Raw genomic sequence first — 20,336 nt, 5'->3', positions numbered from 1 at the left:
AATGCCCAAAAGAAAAAAAAGCTTCAGATTTATTGATTTATTTGCCGGAATTGGAGGATTTCATATTGCAATGCACGAAAACGGAGGAGATTGTGTTTTTGCTTCAGAAATAGACAAGTTTGCAAGACAAACTTATGAGCATAATTTTAAAAGTATATCTCCTCAGATGTTTGAAAATGGTAATTTTAATAAAGATATTACCGATGAAGAACTAAATTACAGCAAGATACCAGAGTTTGACATACTTTGTGCAGGTTTTCCATGCCAGCCATTTTCTCATGCCGGATTAAAAAAAGGATTTGATGACACGAGAGGGACTCTTTTCTTTAACATTAAAGAAATTGTAAAAGCAAAAATTGAAGCTCATAAAAAGAATAGTAAAGTAACAATTCCAAAGGTTTTATTGCTGGAAAATGTTAAAGGATTTAAAAATCATGATAAAGGAAATACATTCAGGGTTATAAAGAAAACTCTAAATGATTTGGGATATGAGGTTGCAGCCGAAGTCTTGAACAGTAAGCATTTTGGTGTCCCGCAAAACAGGGAAAGAATCTTTATTGTTGCCTGGTACAGGGATTCTGTAAAAAAATCAGAATTTAAATTTCCTTATGGAATTGATAAAGACGGAATGGTGATCTATGACAAGTCGAAAAGGGATGACGATGCCAAACCTATATCTGTAGGTGATATTCTTTTGAAAAATTCAGAACTGGAAAAACTGGAAAAGAAAAGTAATAAAACATATACAATATCAGAAAAGCTTTGGGACGGGCACCAAAGAAGAAGAACAGAACATGCAGAAAAAGGAAATGGATTTGGGTATTCGTCTTTCAATTCAAAATCAGCCTATACCAGCACAATTTCTGCCCGATATTATAAAGATGGCAGCGAAATTCTGATAGAACAAAACAATATACCGGGAAGACCGGATCGCCCCAGAAAATTACATCCAACGGAGGCAGCAAGATTACAGGGCTTCCCTATTGATAACTGGTACGAAATACCCGTATCGGATAATCAGGCATACAAACAGTTCGGAAACAGTGTGTCTGTTCCTGTAGTTAAAACAGTAGCATCAGAAATAATAAAACAACTATTAAATTAATAGAAATATGAATTGGCTTGATTTTTCAAAATACGAAAATGGTAGTTCAAAATTCACTGCTGAATTATCGGAAAAAGGTGGATATATTATATTTAGTAATTCCGGACAACGTGGAAGTAAAAAGTATTTTACCCTAAGTTTAGAGTCTTTTAAAACTTGTCTGGAAAATATATATGACAACCATGATTCTTTTATTGGTAAAGAAAACTACGTTGAAAAAGAATGGCGTGATTTAGGAGCAGAATTTTTTACTGACGAAACAGCTAATGCACAAATTACCGTGCAAACCAAACCAATGTTTACTACTTTAAGTAAAATAATAATATGGGCAAACGAACCAGAGCATGATTCTGTCAATCCTGAAGAATATATTGTTTTAGATAAAGAAAGTATTCAAAAAGCAATTGACGAATTAACAGCTTTATCTGATACATTCACACCGGATTCGGAAACTTCTTTATTAGCCACTACTAATAAAGAAAATATGATATATTCGGATAAGTCAATCAGAGATTTTGCCAAACATGCTTTTTCATACTTTTTCAAGGATAGTTGGAATGATTTGTTATCTGTCACTACTCAAAAACCTTCTGTCATTAATGAAATTGGTTTTATTTCACATGATTTTGAGTTTTTCAAACGCCTTATAGGAGAATTTGGTTCTCCACAAACAAAGGAAAATCTTACATCTTCAAATACAACAAGGTATTTTGAAGAACCAATTTATATAAAAGAAGGAAAATATTACTATTTCTCAACTCAATGGAACGGAGAAGGAAATTACAGTCTCTCTTTCTCAAATTTGAAAAAATATTTTGAAGATAATTTTCCAGACTATTTACTTAAAAGAAAAAACGGAGTTTATTCATTAATTAAACTTGACGAAATTCCGGATGTAGCATTTGATACTAAGGCCTTTGATAAAAGTCTGGAATTGTCAGGATTAAATTATAATAAAGAGCTTACCACCCGCTTTCTTGCTTCTTTGCTTACCAAGCCTTTTGTAATTCTTACAGGACTTTCCGGCTCAGGTAAAACAAAGCTGGCTCAGGCTTTTGTGCAATGGATCTGTCAGGATGACAGTCAGTATTGCATAGTGCCGGTTGGTGCAGACTGGACTAACAGAGAACCTTTATTGGGTTATCCTAATGCTCTGAATCCAAAGGAATATGTAAAACCAGATAGCGGAATACTGGATTTGATAATTCAGGCTGATAATAAACCCGAATTACCACATTTTATAATTCTGGATGAAATGAATCTAAGTCATGTTGAACGCTATTTTGCAGATTTTTTGAGTGTAATGGAGTCTAAAGAAGAAATTCCTTTACATGCTTCTGCCGGAGTGGAAAACGGAGTGCCTGAAAAACTGATAATTCCTTCGAATCTCTTTATTATAGGGACTGTTAATATTGACGAAACAACCAATATGTTTAGTCCAAAAGTACTGGATAGAGCTAATACGATAGAATTCCGTATATCAGAAGAAGAAATGAAAGCATTTCTTGGCAATATAAAACCATTAGATATGGATAAACTTACTACGGAAGGTACAGGTATGGCCAAAAGTTTCCTGCAGCTTTCAAAAGATAAATCTTTCAATGGTATGGAAAATACTGAATCGGTAAATAATGAGTTGGTAAAGTTTTTTGGTGAATTAAAGAAAACAGGAGCAGAATTTGGCTACAGAAGTGCATCCGAAATGTTACAACTTATGCATCAGCTAGATGTACTTGATTCTTCACTCAGTGCAGACAAAAAGCTTGACATTATGGTAATGCAAAAACTACTACCAAAACTCCATGGATCCCGAAGAAAGCTTTGTCCGGTTTTAGAAACTTTGGCAGGATTCTGTGTCAATGAGGGTATCAAAATACAGAAAGATATCTTTGAAAATGATAGTTTTGATTTTAATGGTCCTCAGGTAAAATATTCTTTATCGTTGGAGAAAATAACCAGGATGTATAAAAACGCTGTTGATAACGGATTCGCAAGTTTTGCAGAAGCATAATAATGAAATCAGTATCATTCATAGAAATTCATCTGGATTCGATTCAGGAAGGTTTGCGGCTCATTATAGATGCCCGCAGGCAAAGTACTTTATTTGATGCGGAAGAAAATGCTGTCGAAAATAATGAAGCCCGCTTTCAGCTGATGGAAGGGTGCTATTATGATTACCAAATAAATTCTCCGGATTATTATCTGGGTGATATCGGAGAAAATATCATTCAGCAACACAAACGGAATATTAATCTTGGAACATTAGCACCAAACATATTTGTAGGAACACTTTTTATACCTGTTTATAAAAAGGGTGATACAGAAAAATTCGGAGAAGTAGCTTTAGAAGTCCAATCTGTTAAAACCGGATATAGAGACGATTACCGCGATATGCTGGAGTTTATCACAGAAAAGTGTACTGATCTCTTGTTGCAGGCAAATGCGCCTGCATCACATTATTTTGATATAGATTATACAAAAGATAGCCAGTCCCTTTATCAGAGATTTGCTTTTGTGCAATCAGTTATTGGTTCTATGGAATTTAATGAAGCTATACACCGTATTACCACAGCACCGGTAACGCAGTGGAGCGAAAAAACTGAACAAAAGGACATTCGCCAGGTTAGAAGATTATCAAATAGCAATATAAAAGAATTGTTTAAAGGAAAACAGGCGCAAACACTGCTTCCAACATCTTCCAGCCTTTCAAAATATGGTATAAAAACACTTCCCGAACGCATTTCGGCTGTCTGTAAAACTGATTCAATAGATACTCCCGAAAATCGCTTTATCAAACATGTGCTCGAAACATTTTTAAAATTCTGTACAGACATTAACAATGCTTCAGCTAATGGAAGTAAACTCGGCAACGAATCTAAACTGATGATTCGTGAATTGGAATCTCATTTGCATCATAGTATTTTCAAAGACATTTCAAGACCCACAACACTAAAACTAAATAGTCCTGTATTACAGAGAAAAGAAGGTTATCGCGAGGTATTGCGTGTATGGCTAATGTTTGATCTTGCAGCAAAGCTTATCTGGACAGGAGGTGATGATATATACAGTGGAGGCAAGAAAGACATTGCCACATTATATGAGTACTGGCTGTTTTTCAAACTATTAGACCTGTTTCAATCTGTTTTTGATATAGATCCGAAAGATATTGCGAACCTTATTAAAGAAACTCCCGACGGGCTCAATCTTCAGATCAGGCAAGGTAAATTTACAGCACTTCGGGGAATTTATAATGCAGGAACAAGAAAATTAAATATCCGTTTTAACTATAACCGAACTTTTTCCGGTGGAAAAATATATCCTGATCCCGGAAGCTGGACCACAACATTACGTCCGGACTATACTTTGTCTTTTTGGCCGGCTGGTATCACAGAATCAGAAGCTGAGCAACAGGAACTGATTGTTCATATTCATTTTGATGCAAAGTATAAAGTTGCTAATCTAAATGATCTTCTAAATGCTAATAATGATTCTGTTGCCAAAGAAGAGAAATCAGAACAAAGGAAAGGGATATATAAAAATGCTGACTTGCTGAAGATGCATGCTTATAAAGATGCAATCCGAAGAACAGGAGGAGCATATGTATTGTACCCCGGAGAAGATCCGTTTAAACGAAAAGGATTTCATGAAATTATTCCTGGTCTTGGAGCTTTTCCTGTTCGTCCATCCAAAACAGATAATGGTACCGGAGAATTAAAAGCTTTTATACTGGAAATTATTGAACATTTTGTAAACCGCACTTCGCAAAGGGAAAAACTTGCATTCAGAACTTTTGATGTTTATAAAACTCCACCGGATATTAGTGATGAACTAAGGGAACCATTACCGGAACCTTATAGCACTAACAGAGACTTAATTCCCGATGATACATTTGTGTTGATTGGCTTTTATAATTCTGATGAGCAGTATGAATGGATTAAAAAAAACAAACTATATAATTTTAGAATAGGTACCGGAACCGGTTCTCTTATTTTAAATAAAGAGACAGTAGGTGCCAAATATCTTCTCCTTCATACAACCGGAGATATGGATTCAGGCAATTTTTGGAAAATTACAGGCAATGGGCCAAAAGTTTTCTCAAAAGAAGATATGCTGAAAAAAGGATACCAGAATCCATCACAGGAATATTATCTGGTTATGGAACTGGAACCTGTTACCGATCCAGAATTTAAAAATCTGAAATGGGATTTCAAGAAATTAGCTAACTATGCTTCAGGAAGAGCCTCTGCTTTCCCTTACACTGCAAGTTTACATGAATTAATGAAGAATAAAATTAAATAACTTATTTTATTCTTCATTAATTCTAATTAACAAAAATGAATTCATAATTGACTTTTGCTAATTCTAATATTCACATCATATTGTTTTTATATTACTATATGAGGTATATTAATCGTATACTCCTACTCTATTTTATGACGGGTTTGCGTGAGGGATAGCAGCGAAAAGCCCAGAGCGAGGCACGAGCGAGGACTTGTAGCGGATAGCCCGACCCGTAGGGGCACGCCCAAAGGAAAATCTTTTTAAAAGTTGCAGTCTTTGTGGCTTCGCCACTCATCGTGCTACTCAGGTCTACAGGCTTTCTCTACATTATTTTGTGAGGCACATTTTGTTTATTTATCACATTCGGGATTTTAGGCACATTGGGGATTACTTGTGCGTGTCCCCTGCCCTTTTTTCGGTTGTTTAAGAGACATTATTTAAAAATGAATAATTAAAAAAAAATTTTTTTTGCTTTTCAAATTTATTATCGTAATATTGCGATGTAAAATAATTCATTATGGGACTTACAAAATCAGAAATATTTACAGATGAGCACAATAAGTTAGCCTCAGCATTCAAGGTTTTAGGACATCCTGCACGCATTGCGATACTTCAATTTATTATTGACAAAAAAGCTTGTATCTGTAATGATTTAGTAGATGAATTAGGTTTAGCCCAGGCAACTATATCTCAACATCTGAAAGAACTTAAAAGCATTGGCATAATACAAGGAACTATTGAGGGAAAATCTGTTTGTTATTGTATTAATGAAAAAGTCTGGAAAGAATTACAGAATGAATTTAATATATTCTTAAATCAAGAAGTAAAGGTATCGAGCTGTTGCTTGTAAACCTTTTTTTGATTTTTATAATCGTAATATTGCAATATATAATTATAAACTTTAAATCTATTGTATGAAATTATCTGAAATTAAAAAAATTCTACCAACATTAGATAATGTTGAATTTCAATTAGAAAACGGAACATTTGTTCCTGAGCATTTTCACGTTACGGAAATTGGTGAGATTATTAAAAATTTCATTGACTGTGGTGGTGTTATCCGTAATGAGAAAGTAGTAAATTTTCAATTGTGGAATGCTGACGATTATGAGCATCGTTTAAAGCCCGCAAAGCTTTTACATATTATTAGTTTATCAGAAGATAAATTAGGTATTGATGATTCAGAAATTGAAGTTGAATATCAAAATAATACAATTGGTAAATATAATCTTGATTTTAATGGCAAAACATTTATTCTAAAAAATAAAACAACAGCCTGCCTGGCTCAAGATGCTTGTGGTATTCCATTAGAAAAAGAAAAGAAAAATTTAGCAGAATTAACCTCGAAACAAACTTCTTGCTGTACTCCGGATTCAGGATGTTGTTAACCCATAAAAAATAGTTATTATGTATCAGAAATTATCAGAGACAATCAAACAACTATATTTTGAAGAATTAGGTAACGAGGAACGAAAAAGTATTTTACAACCTTTAGTTGAGTATATTCAGCAAAAAGTAAATAACAAACAGGATATAAATCTAAATTTTATTTGCACCCATAATTCACGTAGAAGTCATTTTTCACAGATTTGGGCACAGGTTGCATCAGAATATTTCAAGATCCAAAACGTATATTGTTATTCGGGTGGTACAGAAGAAACTGCATTGTTTCCTAAAGTCATCGAAACATTATCTAATCAAGGTTTCAACATATTTAAGATTGCAGATGGTGTGAATCCCGTTTATGCTGTTAAATATGGCGAGAACATTTTGCCAATAATCGGATTCTCTAAAAAATATGAAAACCCTTTTAACCCTACATCCGAATTTGCAGCGATTATGACTTGTTCCCAAGCTGATGGCGGATGTCCATTCATTGTGGGAGCAGAAAAAAGAGTACCTATTACTTTTGAAGACCCTAAAGTTTCGGATAACACACCAGAGCAAACACAGGTATATTTAGAAAAAAGTTTACAAATAGCAACAGAAATGTTCTATATATTTTCTCAAATAAAATAATAGCCCATGCAATCAAAACTAAAATTTCTTGACCGTTATCTTACCTTGTGGATATTTCTAGCAATGGCTTTAGGAATTTCTTTAGGTTATTTCTTACCAACATCTACTCAATGGATTAATAGTTATAGTAGTGGTACAACCAATATGCCATTAGCCGTCGGTCTAATCCTTATGATGTATCCTCCGTTGGCAAAGGTTCGTTATGAACATATTGGAAAAGTTTTCCGAAATGTAAAAGTTTTGGGAACTTCGTTATTTCTGAATTGGATTATTGGTCCTGTATTAATGTTTGCGTTAGCGCTTTTATTTCTCAAAGGATATCCTGAATATATGACAGGCTTAATTTTGATAGGACTTGCACGTTGTATAGCAATGGTTATTGTTTGGAATGAATTAGCTGATGGAAGTCGAGAATATGCAGCAGGACTTGTCGCATTGAATAGTATTTTTCAAGTGTTGCTCTATAGTGTTTATGCTTACATCTTTATAACTATACTACCACCATTATTTGGTGTACATGGAATTGAAGTAGATATTACAATTGAAGAGATTGCAAAAAGTGTGGGAATATATCTTGGTATACCTTTCCTTGCTGGAATTATAGGCAGATACGGATTAATTGCTTTAAAAAATGAGAAGTGGTATCAGGAAAAATTTATTCCGTTCATATCTCCAGTTACTTTAATAGCGTTATTATTTACAATCGTAGTAATGTTTAGTCTAAAAGGAGAATTGATTGTACAATTACCAGTGGATGTAATACGTATTGCAATTCCTTTAGTAATATACTTTGCTTTGATGTTTGTGATTAGCTTTATTGCAAGCAAGAAAGTCGGTGCTGACTATTCGCAAAGCACTTCAATAGCCTTTACTGCTACAGGAAATAACTTTGAATTAGCAATAGCAGTTGCTATTGGCGTTTTTGGTATTAATAGTGGTCAGGCGTTCGTGGGAGTTATAGGTCCACTTGTAGAAGTTCCAGCACTTATTGCATTAGTTAACCTATCATTGTGGTTTAAGAAAAAATATTTCAGTCCAAAGCTTGCATAAAGCAAATATTTAGGTCTTCCCAACTATGTATTAAATCTATTATGTAGTAAAGCCCCATTTTTTAATAGTTAGTTCCCAATCACTTTAAGCAAAATTGTGTGAAGGATAGAAGCGAAAAATCCAGAGCTAAACACGATCGAGGACTTGTAGCGTATAGCCTGACCCTTTGGATAGCCCAAAAGGAAATCTTTTAAAAATTGTGGTTGGCTTGTGGCCCATTCTGTTACTTGTACTTTAAAGAAACTTAATTTCATGCATAATCTCACTGTAGCTTTCCTTACAAATAACTTTTTCACTACCAAAATAAATTATAGCTTTTCCGTTTTCATCTTCGCAGATATGTGTGATTTTGTCAATAAAAATCAGACAGCGTTTCCCGTTAGTTGTTGTAATAGTGATGTGATTATCCATAGTTTTGATTAAGTTATCCAGGTATTAAACAGTATTAAAGAGGCAATAAAAAATGTTCCAAAACCAATGCCTACTAATTTTAGGTTATCATTCAAGGTATTTCTGTTTTTTCTGAAAATTATCGAATGACCGATAATAAAAAGAATCCAGATGATTATAGCCAGAAGAATAAAGAATCCGCAATATAGATTAGTCAGGTCATAACCGCCGCCGCCAATACTTTGATAGCTTTGTTTTGTTAATGGAACGCTGGAAATAAGAAGTATTGGAACAATTAACAATGCTAATTTTATAAAAAAACTTTTTTTCTGCATAGAGTTGAAAATAAACTTAACCTCCTTTAACAAGCTTTTCTAATAGCAAATCCAAGTTCACTGAAGCAAATCCGGAACTATGGTCTGAGAGTCCGTAAGGAATAATCAGGTCGTTGTTATGTATGATGGAACCACAGGAATAAACAACGTTGGGAACATAACCTTCGCGTTCATCGGGATTGGGCATAATGAGCGGCTCTTTTAAACGTCCTATTTCTATTTCTGGATTGTCAATATCTAATAATGAGGCGCCAATACAATAGCGTCGCATTGGTCCAACGGCATGTGTTATGATAAGCCAGCCGTATTTGGTTTCTATAGGTGAACCGCAGTTTCCTATCTGTACCAATTCCCATGGATATTCCGGACTTTGTATTTTTATTGGTTTTTCCCAGATATTGATATGTTCGGAATACATTAAATAATTATTCCAGCCATCAATACGGGAAAGCATAGCATATTTACCATTAATTTTTCTGGGAAATAAAGCCAGGTTCTTGTTTTTTGCTCCGGAACCGTTTAACGGACTTGTTTTGAAATCATAGAAATCATAGGTCTGAAGGAGTTTTGGCATGATGTGATTTCCATCATAAGCGGTATATGTACAGTAATAAATTACTTTTCCGTTTTCTTTTACAAATCTGACAAAACGGGCATCTTCTATCCCGTTGCTTTCAAAATCTGAAATGGGGAAAATAACCCTGTCGCTTATATCGGTATCCTTTGAAAAACTTATTTTTCGATAGCTATCAGATAAGGCCAAAATCATATTGTATTGCGTGATTATCTTTTCGTCTTTTGTTTTCTCTTTGGCTTCAATAACCACTTTTTTGAGGCTGTCATAATCAAAACGCTCGCCCAGTTTTTCGTCTACAGCTTTTAAGAAATCATCATTAATATCTGCTTCCTGTGCTTTTTTGAGGAAAAGCTTTTTGTTATAGACCATGTTATGGACTTTTTCAGCTTCATCAATATAATTTCCGGCAGGAATTACAGTTATATTTCCATGCTTATCTATCATGGCACGCCTGAAAACTACTGAAGAAACATGCCCCTCTCCCACTGCCCTAAAGCTAATCAGTACCCGAAGTTGGCCTTCTTCAAGATTAGTCTGGTCAGGATCGGGAACAATTGACGGATTGAAAAAAGCTGCCGATTCTATCGAATATTCATGCGTAAAATAAGAACCAATGAGCAGTTTGGTGTAATCGTCAAGTTTTTCATAATTACCGCCTGCTTTCTCAATATAAACTTTTACCCTGTCGCAATGTTTTAATAGCTTTTTGGTAATATTTCTATGACGTTTTGAAAAATCCTGTAACAGTGGAGAAATTAATCCAAAAACGGTTTCGTTATCCAGAAGTAATAGCTTTTTAAGGAGTTCAACAGCACGTTCTTCGCCATTGAAAAAATACCGGGCAATGACACGTCCGGAATCGGGATATACTTTTATAGGTTTTCGTTCAACAGACAATCTCATGGGCATTGTTTTAAAAAATTTTCGATGAAATGTAAGAGTATCCTGTTTTTGGATGAAAAAATCTTATCCCTAAAATACGATTTTTAATTTATACGAAAAGCACCTGAAATGCTAAAATTAACCCAAAACAAAAGCTCAAGATGGCATTTGCAGTCAAAATTTTATAAGTTGCAGCCTTTATTTTTTATCTAAGAGGCTATAAAACTTAAAAGTTTTTTAATTTTAGCATGAATTTTGCAGAAACTGTTTATCAAAAAGTATCCATGAAATCTGTTGCTTTACTCTTTATTGTTTTTTTTACTGCTCAGATGTATGCTCAGGTTGACTACAACAAGTCGATTTCAATACCTTCTGCCAATACAAACAGTACGATGTCAATACCCTCTACAGAGTCAAACACTACTGTAGATCCAAATTTTGGTTTTACAATTCCCAAGTCGCTTCCAAAGTCAGATAAATATAAAGTTGGCGGAACCGATACGGTCAATTTCGGTCAGGGTAGCGAGCAATTTGCGAATCCAGGCGATAAATACACCAAAGAGTTAAATAAAAAAAGTGGCGGTGAATCTCAGGTTGCTGTAAAAGGAAACCAGTATTTTGGTGATTTTAAAAATAATGGTGAATATGTAAATATAGTATTCCGCGATCACGGAGCTCCGGATGGCGACATGATAAAAATTTCTGTGAATGATGTTGTGGTAGTAGCTTCGGTTACATTAACTACTGATTTCAGAACCTTGAAATTACCTTTAAAACCGGGCTTTAACAGAGTTGATTTTGAAGCACTGAATCAGGGAACATCAGGACCTAATACGGCTGAATTTCATGTATTTGATGATAAAGGAAACCTTGTCGTAGCCAATCGCTGGAATCTGGCAACCGGTTTTAAAGCAACAGCTATTATTGTAAAAGAATAGCTAGCTATTGGCCAGCCATTCCCTCTTTAGCATAGCATATTGGAACTCGCTTCCCCAATTTCCTTTAAAAAAGATATTCTCTATAAAATGCCCTTCCCTACGAAATTTTAAGCTTTCTAAAAGACTTATTGAAGCAATATTTTCTGCATCTACCGTTTCAACTATCCGATGTATGTTTTTAACGGCAAAAAGAAAATCCATAATCCCGGAAAAGGCTTCTTTTGCATAACCTTTTTGCTGGTGCAGGTGAGAAATTGTCATTCCAACTTCAGCAATACGCTCGTCAAAAGCGTCTAGTTTTATAGCACAATCTCCTATCAATCTTCCGGTTTCTTTGCTTTCAATGGCATATTGTACCCACTCACCTCTTTTACCAAATAATTTATTTTCCTGCTTGGCTATAAATTCGGAAGCCTGTTCGCGTGTCATTACATCAAAACCCTGGTATTTCGTAACCTCAGGATTAGATCTGTATATGTGAAAATCATCCAGATCATTTTGAGTAAGGTGTCTGATGTGCAATCGTTCAGTATGTATTGATAAAGTTTCCATTCTTAAAAATTTTCGTCCAAAGATAAAAAAGCTTTTCCCAAATTTTCAATAATATCTGAAGCTATAAAAGCTTGGTATCCGAGCGATTTTGAGCCAATGTCTGCTGTTAGTCCGTGAATATATACGCCAAGTATTGCTGCATCTTCCGGCGTATATCCCTGAGCTAATAAACCTGCTATAATTCCTGAAAGCGTATCACCGCTTCCGGCTGTCGCTAAGGCCTGATTTCCTGTTGAGTTGGTATATATTGCATTGCCCGAGATTATTTGTGTTGGTGCCCCTTTTATGACAATTATCCATTTTTTTGATTCGGTCAACCTCGCTGCCTTTTCAATCATCTCTTCCTCAGAACTCCAATCTCCAATAAGTCTTTGCAATTCTTTCCTGTGAGGAGTCAATATTGTCTGTTCTGAAACAAAATCAAACAGTTCTTTGTTTTTTGAAAGTATGTTGATTCCATCGGCGTCAATCAATAGCGGTTTGTTGTTGTTCTTTAGGAATTTTATAAATGCTTTTTGGGTTGTTTCGTGTTGGCCAATACCCATGCCTATTGCAATAGCATTGGGAATAATCTCAAATTCTATTTCTGAAATATATGCTTCTTCTTTATCGGTAATAACCATTGCTTCCGGAAATGAAGTCTGAATGCTGGTATAGCCGCATTTTGGAATTAAAGCTGTTACCAAGCCACAACCTGATTTTAAACTTGCTTTTGATGCTAAGATAATGGACCCTATTTTTCCATAGCTTCCACCGATAATTAGCGCATGCCCTTGTGTTCCCTTATGGGCCTGGACCGAGACAGGTTTGTAACGTTTGAGGATTTCGTGTTTATTAATAAGTAAGGCCTCCATCTGTGAATCACATTTAAAAAGATTTAATAAGCAATAAAGATAGTAATACCTGTTCAATTTATATTCGGTTAAGAGAAAGTCATTACCGGCGAAGCAAAATTGAGAAAAACAGACCTGAAAAATATTTTTCTATTGTACTGAGTGTTAATACATTTTAATTTTTATGTAAAAAAAAGATAAAAAAACTTACGAAATAGTTGTAATTTATAGAATGATAAGCTACATTTGCAACCGCAAAAAAGGATAAGTTCTTACGAATTTATTAAGGAGAGGTGCCGGAGTGGTAACGGAGCAGATTGCTAATCTGTCGACGAGCAATCGTCGCCAGGGTTCGAGTCCCTGTCTCTCCGCTTTTTTTTCGGGGTGTAGCGTAGCCCGGTTATCGCGCCTGCTTTGGGAGCAGGAGGCCGCAGGTTCGAATCCTGCCACCCCGACGGTATTGAAATAATGGACGCATAGCTCAGCTGGATAGAGCACCTGCCTTCTAAGCAGGCGGTCGAAGGTTCGAATCCTTCTGCGTTCACAAAAAAGCAACTTCAAAAGAGTTGCTTTTTTTGTTTTTATCCCTTCTGATAAGTAACTTTGTGTTTGAAAAAACCTACAATCTAAAATTGAAATTTGGAATGAAAACACACAAAGTAAATTACAAGCTAATTAGTTTTATTGTTGGATTTTTGGTTTGGTTATCGGCCACCGTATTATTTAGAGTTGCAGGGCACTATTTTTTTATTGTCGACAACGCATTAGCAATGGCAGTTTTATATGTCATTCTGATACCAACTTTAGGCCTCATTTCAACTTCAGTCTTTAATAAACTAAACTTAAACAATCTTGAAAGTATAAAATCTGCAGCCATTATGGTTTTACCCGGTATGCTATTGGATACGGTATGCATACAGTTTTTTGAAAATTTATTTCCTAATATGCCTGAAACCTATAGTAAGACTTTTGCTTCATGGTTAATGTTTGCCTACTCTATCGTTTTAATTTTTGGGCTGTTGAGAAAAAAACAGAAAAATGGGAATTGATTATAATAAAACAAAAAAATTAAATAGGAATCATAGCTCAATTATTTTAAATCCTGTAACCGAGAATTAAAATTTATTAGTGTGAAGCTTTTTACTTGAAATAACTTAATTTTTTTAACGCAGTTAATTTTAAACTTAATTCAAAAACTGGTTTCTATTTCTCCGAAAAAGAATTAAATTCGCAAAAACAAACAAAGAATTAAACAATTATGAATAAAAAAGTTGTCATTGTATCCGCTGCCAGAACTCCAATAGGAAGTTTTATGGGAGCTCTTTCTACTGTTAGCGCTCCTCAATTAGGAGCTGTTGCAATCAAAGGCGCATTAGATAAAATCAATTTAGATCCAAAGCTTATTGATGAAGTATTGATGGGTAATGTTGTTCAGGCTGGTGTTGGACAGGCTCCTGCACGTCAGGCGGCTTTGTATGCAGGTTTACCTGATAGCGTTATTGCTACAACAGTAAATAAAGTTTGTGCTTCCGGTATGAAAGCGGTTATGATGGGTGCTCAGTCAATCATCAGTGGTGATGCAGAAATTATCGTTGCCGGCGGAATGGAAAATATGAGCATGATTCCACATTATCTTCATTTGAGAAATGGTCATAAATTTGGTCCTGCTTCTATGATTGACGGTATGCAGAAAGACGGACTTACAGATGCTTATGACAATAATGCTATGGGAGTTTGCGCTGATCTTTGTGCTACGGAATATAAAATTTCCAGAGAAGAGCAAGACCAGTTTGCTATACAATCGTATGAGCGTTCTGCAAAAGCGTGGGATGCCGGAAAATTTGATAATGAAGTAGTTCCTGTTGCTGTTCCTCAGCGAAAAGGTGACCCGATTATGGTTACTAAAGACGAGGAATACACTAACGTAAAATTAGATAAAATCCCAAGCCTGAATCCTGCTTTTACAAAAGAAGGGACAGTAACTGCAGCCAATGCTTCTACTATCAATGATGGTGCGGGAGCTGTTGTTTTGATGAGTGAAGAAAAAGCAAAGGCTTTAGGATTAAAACCACTTGCTTATATTAAGAGCTATGCTGATGCAGCACAGGAACCAAAATGGTTTACGACTTCTCCGGCTAAGGCATTGCCAAAGGCATTAGATAAAGCAGGGATAGCTATTAATGATGTAGATTTCTTCGAATTCAACGAGGCTTTTTCTGTAGTAGGTTTGGCCAATGCTAAAATTCTGGGATTAGACAACAATAAGGTAAATGTGAATGGTGGTGCTGTTTCTTTGGGTCACCCGCTTGGATGCTCAGGTGTCAGAATTATCATCACATTATTAAATGTATTGGAGCAGAACAATGCTAAAATTGGTGCTGCTGCAATTTGCAATGGCGGTGGTGGTGCTTCTGCAATTGTAATTGAAAGAGCATAACAAAGCATAAAATTATATTCTGTAATGATGGATTTTGGATTTAAATGATTTTGTATCTTTAAAATCCGAAATTCATCATTTAATTTAAAGCAAACCCTCAATGTTTGGAATTTGTAATCTAGCCATAATACCTTTAAGATTTGAACCTAGCGACCGTAGCGAAATTGTATCACAAGTACTTTTTGGTGAGCATTTTAAGATTTTAGAGCAAAATAAGCAATGGTCAAAAATTCAATTGCATTTTGATGGTTATGAGGGCTGGGTAGATGAAAAACAATTCCAGGCTATTTCTGAAACGGATTACAATCAGCTGTGTAATGAGGCGATAATCCTCAATGCGGATTTGATTGAATATGTAAATTCTCCAAATAATTTACTAATGCCTATTCCTTTAGGTGCATCACTTTCTTTTCTTAGTAATCCGGCAATTAATAAAACGAATCTGGATTTTGAAGGAATGAAAATCAGTGGCATAAAACCAAAATCCAATTTGATAAATACCGCATTTATGTATTTGAATGCTCCGTATTTGTGGGGCGGAAAGACTCCTTTTGGTATTGACTGTTCCGGTTTAACCCAAATGGTATATAAACTTAACGGCTATAAATTGATGAGAGATGCCTCACAACAGGCAACCCAAGGTGAAGCGCTAAGTTTTATTGAAGAAAGTGAACCGGGAGATTTGGCCTTTTTTGACAATGAAGAAGGTAAAATAATACATGTCGGACTTATTATGGATGACAATTATATTATACATGCCAGTGGAAAAGTCAGAATTGACAGATTAGATCACCTGGGCATATATAATGCTGAGACTAACAGACATACGCACAAGCTAAGAGTTATTAAGAAAATAATATAAAAAAACCGAAGATTTTTATCTTCGGTTTTTTTGTCTTTTAAACGAACCTATAATTAACCATTAAATGATGCCTTTAAAGCTTTAGCTTCAGAAGTCATTTCAAGATAATTGTATACGTTTAATAATGTTCTGTATACGTCCTCATTTTTAGGATCTAATTTATTCGCTTTTTCAAGATATGGCAAAGTGCTTTTAAAAATAGCTTCTCTTTTCACCTTTAATTCATCATATCTTTTATTATCTTTTGCAGAAGTACCTAGTTTATTCATTTCATCAACGATTGCAGTATCTCCGTTTAATTTCAAAACAGAAAGGTTTAGGTAGGCGTTGATATAATTAGGATCAATTTCAATTGCCTTTTTATAATACTTTTCAGCTTCAACATTTTCATTTGCCTGAGCTGCAAGTACTCCTAAATTGTAAAACAGGTTCGGATCATTTGGACTTTTGGAGATAACCTGAGCAATGACCTGCTTATAACCTTCTATATTATTACTCTTCATAAACAAATCTGCCTGTGTCATGGCTAAAGTAAGATCGTCAGGATTAGCGGCTCTTGCCTCAGCTACAGCTTTAGTTGCAGCTGCAACATCACCTTTACTGTTATAAATCAAGGCCACATTTCTGTAAATTTCACCTCTTTTTGATTTAATTTGCTCAGTTCTTGGTTTCTCGTGAGTCCCCATTTTAACTGCTTTTTCTCTGTCAGCCAACGAAGCAAATGTCACCTCTTCTCCACTAAGTTTACTCGTTGCCATATATTCTGATCTTTCACCAGAATAATTTTGCTTTATAAGTTCATTATAGTAGGTCAACGCTTTATCATAATCTTTGTCATTGACAGCATAATTTCCTGCGTAATAAAGTTTTTCCAGATCCGTTTTGTCAAGAAGATAAAGACTGTACAATACAGTTGTTGCATCTTTATAATTTTTTTGCTTACCCAAATTAACTGCATAATTTAACAGCATAGGTTTCATGTCAGCAATATCCTCATTGATGCTTTTAGTCAGGACTTGTTTTCCAGACGTTTTTTCAAATTCAATAACCTTACTTGTATTGTCAGCTAATTGAAAAATGTTATTTGCATTAAATATTTTCATCAAGGCAGCTTGTGGATTTGCTCTGTTCTCAGGGCGGCTAGCTGCTTCTTGTGCTTCAATAAATGGCACTAGCGATTTGTAAAAGCCTAAATAAATTTTATCAGATTCAGATGCATTTGCCAGCAATGGTTCAGACTTTTCAATGGCAGCTTTATACTCCGTAAGGTCTTTTGCCTTAATTTCATCTTTGTCATAAATTTTCTTTAACGTCTTTAGCTCATCTTTCTGGGCAAATGTCAAACCCGAAACCAGAAAAGCTGACGCCAATAATAAATATTTACTTTTCATAATTTTTAATTTTGGTTATATAGTAGTTGTATTATTCTTCGGTATTTTCTACTTCGGTTACATCATCATTGGTTGATGCTTCTAAAGCAGTATTTTCACCATCTCCTTCAGTTTCATCAATAACCTGTTCTTCACGGATTACTTTTGTTACGGCTGCAATAGAGTCATTACCTTTAATATTGATAAGCCTTACTCCCTGAGTCGCTCTACCCATAACACGAAGGTCAGATACTTCCATACGGATTGTTAATCCGGATTTGTTGATAATCATTAAGTCATCTGCATCGGTAACGTTATTGATAGAAATCAGCTCTCCTGTTTTGTCAGTAATGTTTAGTGTTTTCACACCCTTACCTCCTCTGTTCGTGATTCGGTAATCTTCAAGTGAAGAACGTTTTCCATAACCGTTTTCAGAAACTACCAGGATTTCACTTTCCATATCGTTTACAGATACCATGCCAATTACTTCATCTTTCTCATGCCCTAAGGTAATACCTCGAACACCGGAAGCACTTCTTCCCATCGGACGTGTTTTGTTTTCTTCAAAACGTACCAATTTACCGGATTTCACAGCAATAAGAATCTGGCTTTCACCGTTTGTCAGTTTTGCTTCCAGTAGTTCATCGTCTTCCTTAATAGTAATTGCGGCAATACCGTTAACTCTAGGACGGGAATATTGCTCCAGCAATGTCTTTTTAACCTGACCTTGCTTGGTAGCCATAATTACATAATGAGAATTTATATAGTCCTGATTTTTCAAATCCTGAGTACAGATAAATGCTTTGACTTTATCGTCATTCTCAATATTGATAAGATTTTGGATTGCTCTTCCTTTTGACGTTTTTGTTCCTTCAGGAATTTCATATACTCTCATCCAGAAACATTTTCCTTTTTGAGTAAAGAACATCATATACTGGTGGTTGGTAGCCACGAAAAGGTGCTCCAGGAAGTCCTGATCTCTAGTTGCCACTCCTTTTTGTCCTACTCCACCCCTGTTTTGGGTTTTGTATTCTGAAAGATTCGTTCTCTTGATATATCCTGCATGAGAAATTGTAATTACTACATTTTCGTCTGCAATTAAATCTTCAATACTCACATCACCGCCTGAATATTCGATAGTTGAACGACGTTCGTCGCCATATTTATCCTTAATTTCAGTCAGTTCTTCCTTGATTAGAGCCATTCTCATTTCTTTGCTTGCCAATAATTCTTTCAAGTGGGCAATCAATTTCATGATTTCTTCATATTCCGCACGCAATTTATCCTGCTCCAGACCTGTCAATTGTCTCAAACGCATTTCGACGATTGCTTTTGCCTGGATTTCAGAAAGGTTGAATCTTGCAATCAATTTTTCTCTTGCTTCATCAGTATTGCTTGAGGAACGGATTAATTGGATTACTTCGTCAATATTATCAGAAGCGATAATTAATCCTTCTAAAATATGGGCTCTTTCTTCTGCTTTACGCAATTCATATTGCGCCCTGCGGGTTACCACTTCATGACGGTGCTCCACGAAATGGTGAATCAGGTCTTTTAGGTTCAACAACTGAGGTCTGCCATTAACCAACGCAATATTATTTACGCTGAAAGACGATTGTAGTTGTGTATACTTATATAAGGTATTCAAAACGACATTAGGAACGGCGTCACGTCTTAATATGTATACGATACGCATTCCGTTTCTGTCCGATTCGTCACGAATGTTTGAGATACCGTCAATTTTTTTCTCATTTACCAGGTCGGCTGTTTTCTTAATCATGTCAGCCTTATTAACCTGGTATGGAATTTCAGTAACCACAATGCATTCTCTTCCGTCAACTTCTTCGAAATTAACTTTGGCACGCATTACAATTCTTCCTCTTCCCGTTTTGAATGCTTCACGAACGCCTTCATATCCATAAATAGTTCCCCCGGTTGGAAAATCAGGAGCTTTGATATGGTGCATCAGTTCGTCAATTTCTATATCGTTATTATCGATGTATGCCAACGTACCGTCAACAACTTCACTTAAGTTGTGAGGCGCCATATTGGTAGCCATACCAACAGCAATACCCGAAGCACCGTTTATTAATAAGGTAGGAACTTTTGTAGGCATTACCTTAGGTTCTTCCAGGGTGTCGTCAAAGTTCAATTGGAAATCGACTGTCTCTTTGTCAATATCTGCCATTATTTCCTCTGCGATCTTACGCATTCTGGCTTCAGTATAACGCATGGCTGCCGGGCTATCACCATCAACGGAACCAAAGTTACCCTGACCGTCTACTAATAAATAACGTAAGCTCCATTCCTGGGCCATACGAACCATCGCGTCATATACAGATGTATCACCGTGTGGGTGGTATTTACCTAAAACTTCACCGACAATTCTTGCAGATTTTTTGTGTGCTCTATTTGAAAAAACTCCTAATTCGTACATACCATAAAGTACTCTTCTATGTACGGGTTTCAAACCATCTCTAACATCAGGAAGCGCTCTGGAAACTATTACAGACATCGAATAATCGATGTAAGAGGATTTCATTTCGTCTTCTATGTTAATAGGAATTAACTTTTCTCCTTCAGCCATAAGTATTTATATTAAAAAATTAAATTCGTTTCAAAACGTGCCAATATACGTAATTCGTAACATTTTCAGTGCATTTTTTATCACTAATTTCAGGGATTTATCAACATAAAAAAGCCCC

The 20,336-nt window shown here is 35.4% G+C and carries 18 protein-coding genes and 3 tRNA genes; 14 read left to right on the top strand and 7 right to left on the bottom strand.

The features are described from left to right. Nucleotide 1: 1 nt before the first annotated feature. The 7 genes from B0G92_RS13135 to arsB all read left to right on the top strand — a co-directional run bounded on the left by B0G92_RS13135 (nt 2) and on the right by arsB (nt 8,455). A complete protein-coding gene (locus B0G92_RS13135; RefSeq protein WP_101472549.1) occupies nt 2-1,105 on the top strand; it encodes a DNA cytosine methyltransferase in 1,104 nt (367 codons plus the stop codon). 7 nt (nt 1,106-1,112) lie between these two features. Next, nucleotides 1,113-3,116, top strand: coding sequence for an McrB family protein (locus tag B0G92_RS13130; protein ID WP_101472548.1), 2,004 nt, complete (start codon nt 1,113-1,115; stop codon nt 3,114-3,116). 2 nt (nt 3,117-3,118) lie between these two features. After that, on the top strand, nt 3,119-5,404 hold the full coding sequence (locus tag B0G92_RS13125) for a DUF2357 domain-containing protein (protein ID WP_101472547.1): 2,286 nt from the start codon (nt 3,119-3,121) through the stop codon (nt 5,402-5,404). A 499-nt stretch (nt 5,405-5,903) separates the two neighbouring features. Next, the gene (locus B0G92_RS13120; protein WP_101472546.1) at nt 5,904-6,236 is read left to right on the top strand and encodes an ArsR/SmtB family transcription factor; all 333 of its coding nucleotides are present in this window, start codon (nt 5,904-5,906) and stop codon (nt 6,234-6,236) included. A 64-nt stretch (nt 6,237-6,300) separates the two neighbouring features. Continuing rightward, nucleotides 6,301-6,774 carry a DUF6428 family protein gene (locus tag B0G92_RS13115; protein WP_101472545.1) on the top strand — a complete coding sequence of 158 codons (474 nt, stop codon included), beginning with the start codon at nt 6,301-6,303 and terminating at the stop codon, nt 6,772-6,774. Nucleotides 6,775-6,793: 19 nt separating this feature from the next. Beyond that, a complete protein-coding gene (locus tag B0G92_RS13110; protein ID WP_101472544.1) occupies nt 6,794-7,405 on the top strand; it encodes a low molecular weight phosphatase family protein in 612 nt (203 codons plus the stop codon). Between the two features lie 6 nt (nt 7,406-7,411). Further along, nucleotides 7,412-8,455, top strand: a complete 1,044-nt coding sequence (arsB, locus tag B0G92_RS13105; protein WP_101472543.1) for an ACR3 family arsenite efflux transporter — start codon at nt 7,412-7,414, stop codon at nt 8,453-8,455. A 234-nt stretch (nt 8,456-8,689) separates the two neighbouring features. On the opposite strand, the gene B0G92_RS16720 is transcribed toward arsB, so the two are convergent. Genes B0G92_RS16720 through B0G92_RS13090 form a run of 3 tightly spaced genes read right to left on the bottom strand, consistent with a single transcriptional unit; the run spans nt 8,690 to nt 10,660 of the window. Then, a complete protein-coding gene (locus tag B0G92_RS16720; RefSeq protein ID WP_180326446.1) occupies nt 8,690-8,866 on the bottom strand; it encodes a hypothetical protein in 177 nt (58 codons plus the stop codon). 8 nt (nt 8,867-8,874) lie between these two features. Continuing rightward, nucleotides 8,875-9,180, bottom strand: a complete 306-nt coding sequence (locus B0G92_RS13095) for a hypothetical protein (RefSeq protein ID WP_101472541.1) — start codon at nt 9,178-9,180, stop codon at nt 8,875-8,877. A gap of 16 nt (nt 9,181-9,196) precedes the next feature. Further along, nucleotides 9,197-10,660 (bottom strand): glycoside hydrolase family 130 protein, encoded by a 1,464-nt coding sequence (locus B0G92_RS13090; RefSeq protein WP_101472540.1) that lies wholly within the window; start codon nt 10,658-10,660, stop codon nt 9,197-9,199. 227 nt (nt 10,661-10,887) lie between these two features. On the opposite strand from B0G92_RS13090, the gene B0G92_RS13085 reads away from it, so the two are divergent. Continuing rightward, nucleotides 10,888-11,577, top strand: coding sequence for a hypothetical protein (locus B0G92_RS13085; protein ID WP_056073589.1), 690 nt, complete (start codon nt 10,888-10,890; stop codon nt 11,575-11,577). Here B0G92_RS13085 and B0G92_RS13080 read toward each other — a convergent pair whose 3' ends face one another. Together B0G92_RS13080 and B0G92_RS13075 are read right to left on the bottom strand one after the other, a co-directional pair. Further along, nucleotides 11,578-12,129, bottom strand: coding sequence for a GNAT family N-acetyltransferase (locus tag B0G92_RS13080; RefSeq protein ID WP_056073591.1), 552 nt, complete (start codon nt 12,127-12,129; stop codon nt 11,578-11,580). It lies immediately after the preceding gene. 2 nt (nt 12,130-12,131) lie between these two features. Continuing rightward, nucleotides 12,132-12,983 (bottom strand): NAD(P)H-hydrate dehydratase, encoded by an 852-nt coding sequence (locus B0G92_RS13075; protein ID WP_101472539.1) that lies wholly within the window; start codon nt 12,981-12,983, stop codon nt 12,132-12,134. A gap of 266 nt (nt 12,984-13,249) precedes the next feature. On the opposite strand from B0G92_RS13075, the gene B0G92_RS13070 reads away from it, so the two are divergent. The 6 genes from B0G92_RS13070 to B0G92_RS13045 all read left to right on the top strand — a co-directional run bounded on the left by B0G92_RS13070 (nt 13,250) and on the right by B0G92_RS13045 (nt 16,261). After that, nucleotides 13,250-13,333: transfer RNA gene (locus B0G92_RS13070), tRNA-Ser, on the top strand. Between the two features lie 9 nt (nt 13,334-13,342). Continuing rightward, nucleotides 13,343-13,417 (top strand) — tRNA-Pro (locus B0G92_RS13065). A 15-nt stretch (nt 13,418-13,432) separates the two neighbouring features. After that, nucleotides 13,433-13,506: transfer RNA gene (locus tag B0G92_RS13060), tRNA-Arg, on the top strand. Between the two features lie 100 nt (nt 13,507-13,606). Then, complete coding sequence (locus B0G92_RS13055) at nt 13,607-14,011, top strand: DUF5367 domain-containing protein (protein ID WP_101472713.1); 405 nt, start codon at nt 13,607-13,609, stop codon at nt 14,009-14,011. Nucleotides 14,012-14,220: 209 nt separating this feature from the next. Continuing rightward, on the top strand, nt 14,221-15,399 hold the full coding sequence (locus B0G92_RS13050) for an acetyl-CoA C-acyltransferase (RefSeq protein WP_101472538.1): 1,179 nt from the start codon (nt 14,221-14,223) through the stop codon (nt 15,397-15,399). Between the two features lie 100 nt (nt 15,400-15,499). Next, the gene (locus B0G92_RS13045; protein ID WP_101472537.1) at nt 15,500-16,261 is read left to right on the top strand and encodes a C40 family peptidase; all 762 of its coding nucleotides are present in this window, start codon (nt 15,500-15,502) and stop codon (nt 16,259-16,261) included. A gap of 53 nt (nt 16,262-16,314) precedes the next feature. On the opposite strand, the gene B0G92_RS13040 is transcribed toward B0G92_RS13045, so the two are convergent. Both B0G92_RS13040 and gyrA read right to left on the bottom strand, forming a co-directional pair. Beyond that, nucleotides 16,315-17,652, bottom strand: coding sequence for a tetratricopeptide repeat protein (locus B0G92_RS13040; RefSeq protein ID WP_101472536.1), 1,338 nt, complete (start codon nt 17,650-17,652; stop codon nt 16,315-16,317). A gap of 31 nt (nt 17,653-17,683) precedes the next feature. Then, entirely contained in the window at nt 17,684-20,218 is a 2,535-nt protein-coding gene (gyrA, locus tag B0G92_RS13035; RefSeq protein WP_101472535.1) for a DNA gyrase subunit A, read from the bottom strand. Nucleotides 20,219-20,336 lie beyond the last annotated feature (118 nt).

The organism is Flavobacterium lindanitolerans (assembly GCF_002846575.1).
In the GTDB taxonomy this organism is placed as follows: Bacteria; Bacteroidota; Bacteroidia; order Flavobacteriales; family Flavobacteriaceae; genus Flavobacterium; species Flavobacterium lindanitolerans.
The sequence above is the reverse complement of the archived record's forward strand: the minus strand, read 5'-3'. Positions and strand labels throughout refer to the sequence as shown.

What these genes read in the sequence shown, in the direction of transcription:
- B0G92_RS13085 (WP_056073589.1), top strand. Translation starts at nt 10,888, where the DNA reads ATGAATTTTGCAGAAACTGTTTATCAAAAAGTATCCATGAAATCTGTT.
- B0G92_RS13045 (WP_101472537.1), top strand. Translation starts at nt 15,500, where the DNA reads ATGTTTGGAATTTGTAATCTAGCCATAATACCTTTAAGATTTGAACCT.
- B0G92_RS13120 (WP_101472546.1), top strand. Translation starts at nt 5,904, where the DNA reads ATGGGACTTACAAAATCAGAAATATTTACAGATGAGCACAATAAGTTA.
- B0G92_RS13075 (WP_101472539.1), bottom strand. Translation starts at nt 12,983, where the DNA reads ATGGAGGCCTTACTTATTAATAAACACGAAATCCTCAAACGTTACAAA.
- B0G92_RS13080 (WP_056073591.1), bottom strand. Translation starts at nt 12,129, where the DNA reads ATGGAAACTTTATCAATACATACTGAACGATTGCACATCAGACACCTT.
- B0G92_RS13110 (WP_101472544.1), top strand. Translation starts at nt 6,794, where the DNA reads ATGTATCAGAAATTATCAGAGACAATCAAACAACTATATTTTGAAGAA.
- B0G92_RS13135 (WP_101472549.1), top strand. Translation starts at nt 2, where the DNA reads ATGCCCAAAAGAAAAAAAAGCTTCAGATTTATTGATTTATTTGCCGGA.
- B0G92_RS13095 (WP_101472541.1), bottom strand. Translation starts at nt 9,180, where the DNA reads ATGCAGAAAAAAAGTTTTTTTATAAAATTAGCATTGTTAATTGTTCCA.
- gyrA (WP_101472535.1), bottom strand. Translation starts at nt 20,218, where the DNA reads ATGGCTGAAGGAGAAAAGTTAATTCCTATTAACATAGAAGACGAAATG.
- B0G92_RS13040 (WP_101472536.1), bottom strand. Translation starts at nt 17,652, where the DNA reads ATGAAAAGTAAATATTTATTATTGGCGTCAGCTTTTCTGGTTTCGGGT.
- B0G92_RS13050 (WP_101472538.1), top strand. Translation starts at nt 14,221, where the DNA reads ATGAATAAAAAAGTTGTCATTGTATCCGCTGCCAGAACTCCAATAGGA.
- B0G92_RS13130 (WP_101472548.1), top strand. Translation starts at nt 1,113, where the DNA reads ATGAATTGGCTTGATTTTTCAAAATACGAAAATGGTAGTTCAAAATTC.
- arsB (WP_101472543.1), top strand. Translation starts at nt 7,412, where the DNA reads ATGCAATCAAAACTAAAATTTCTTGACCGTTATCTTACCTTGTGGATA.
- B0G92_RS13115 (WP_101472545.1), top strand. Translation starts at nt 6,301, where the DNA reads ATGAAATTATCTGAAATTAAAAAAATTCTACCAACATTAGATAATGTT.
- B0G92_RS13055 (WP_101472713.1), top strand. Translation starts at nt 13,607, where the DNA reads ATGAAAACACACAAAGTAAATTACAAGCTAATTAGTTTTATTGTTGGA.
- B0G92_RS16720 (WP_180326446.1), bottom strand. Translation starts at nt 8,866, where the DNA reads ATGGATAATCACATCACTATTACAACAACTAACGGGAAACGCTGTCTG.
- B0G92_RS13090 (WP_101472540.1), bottom strand. Translation starts at nt 10,660, where the DNA reads ATGAGATTGTCTGTTGAACGAAAACCTATAAAAGTATATCCCGATTCC.
- B0G92_RS13125 (WP_101472547.1), top strand. Translation starts at nt 3,119, where the DNA reads ATGAAATCAGTATCATTCATAGAAATTCATCTGGATTCGATTCAGGAA.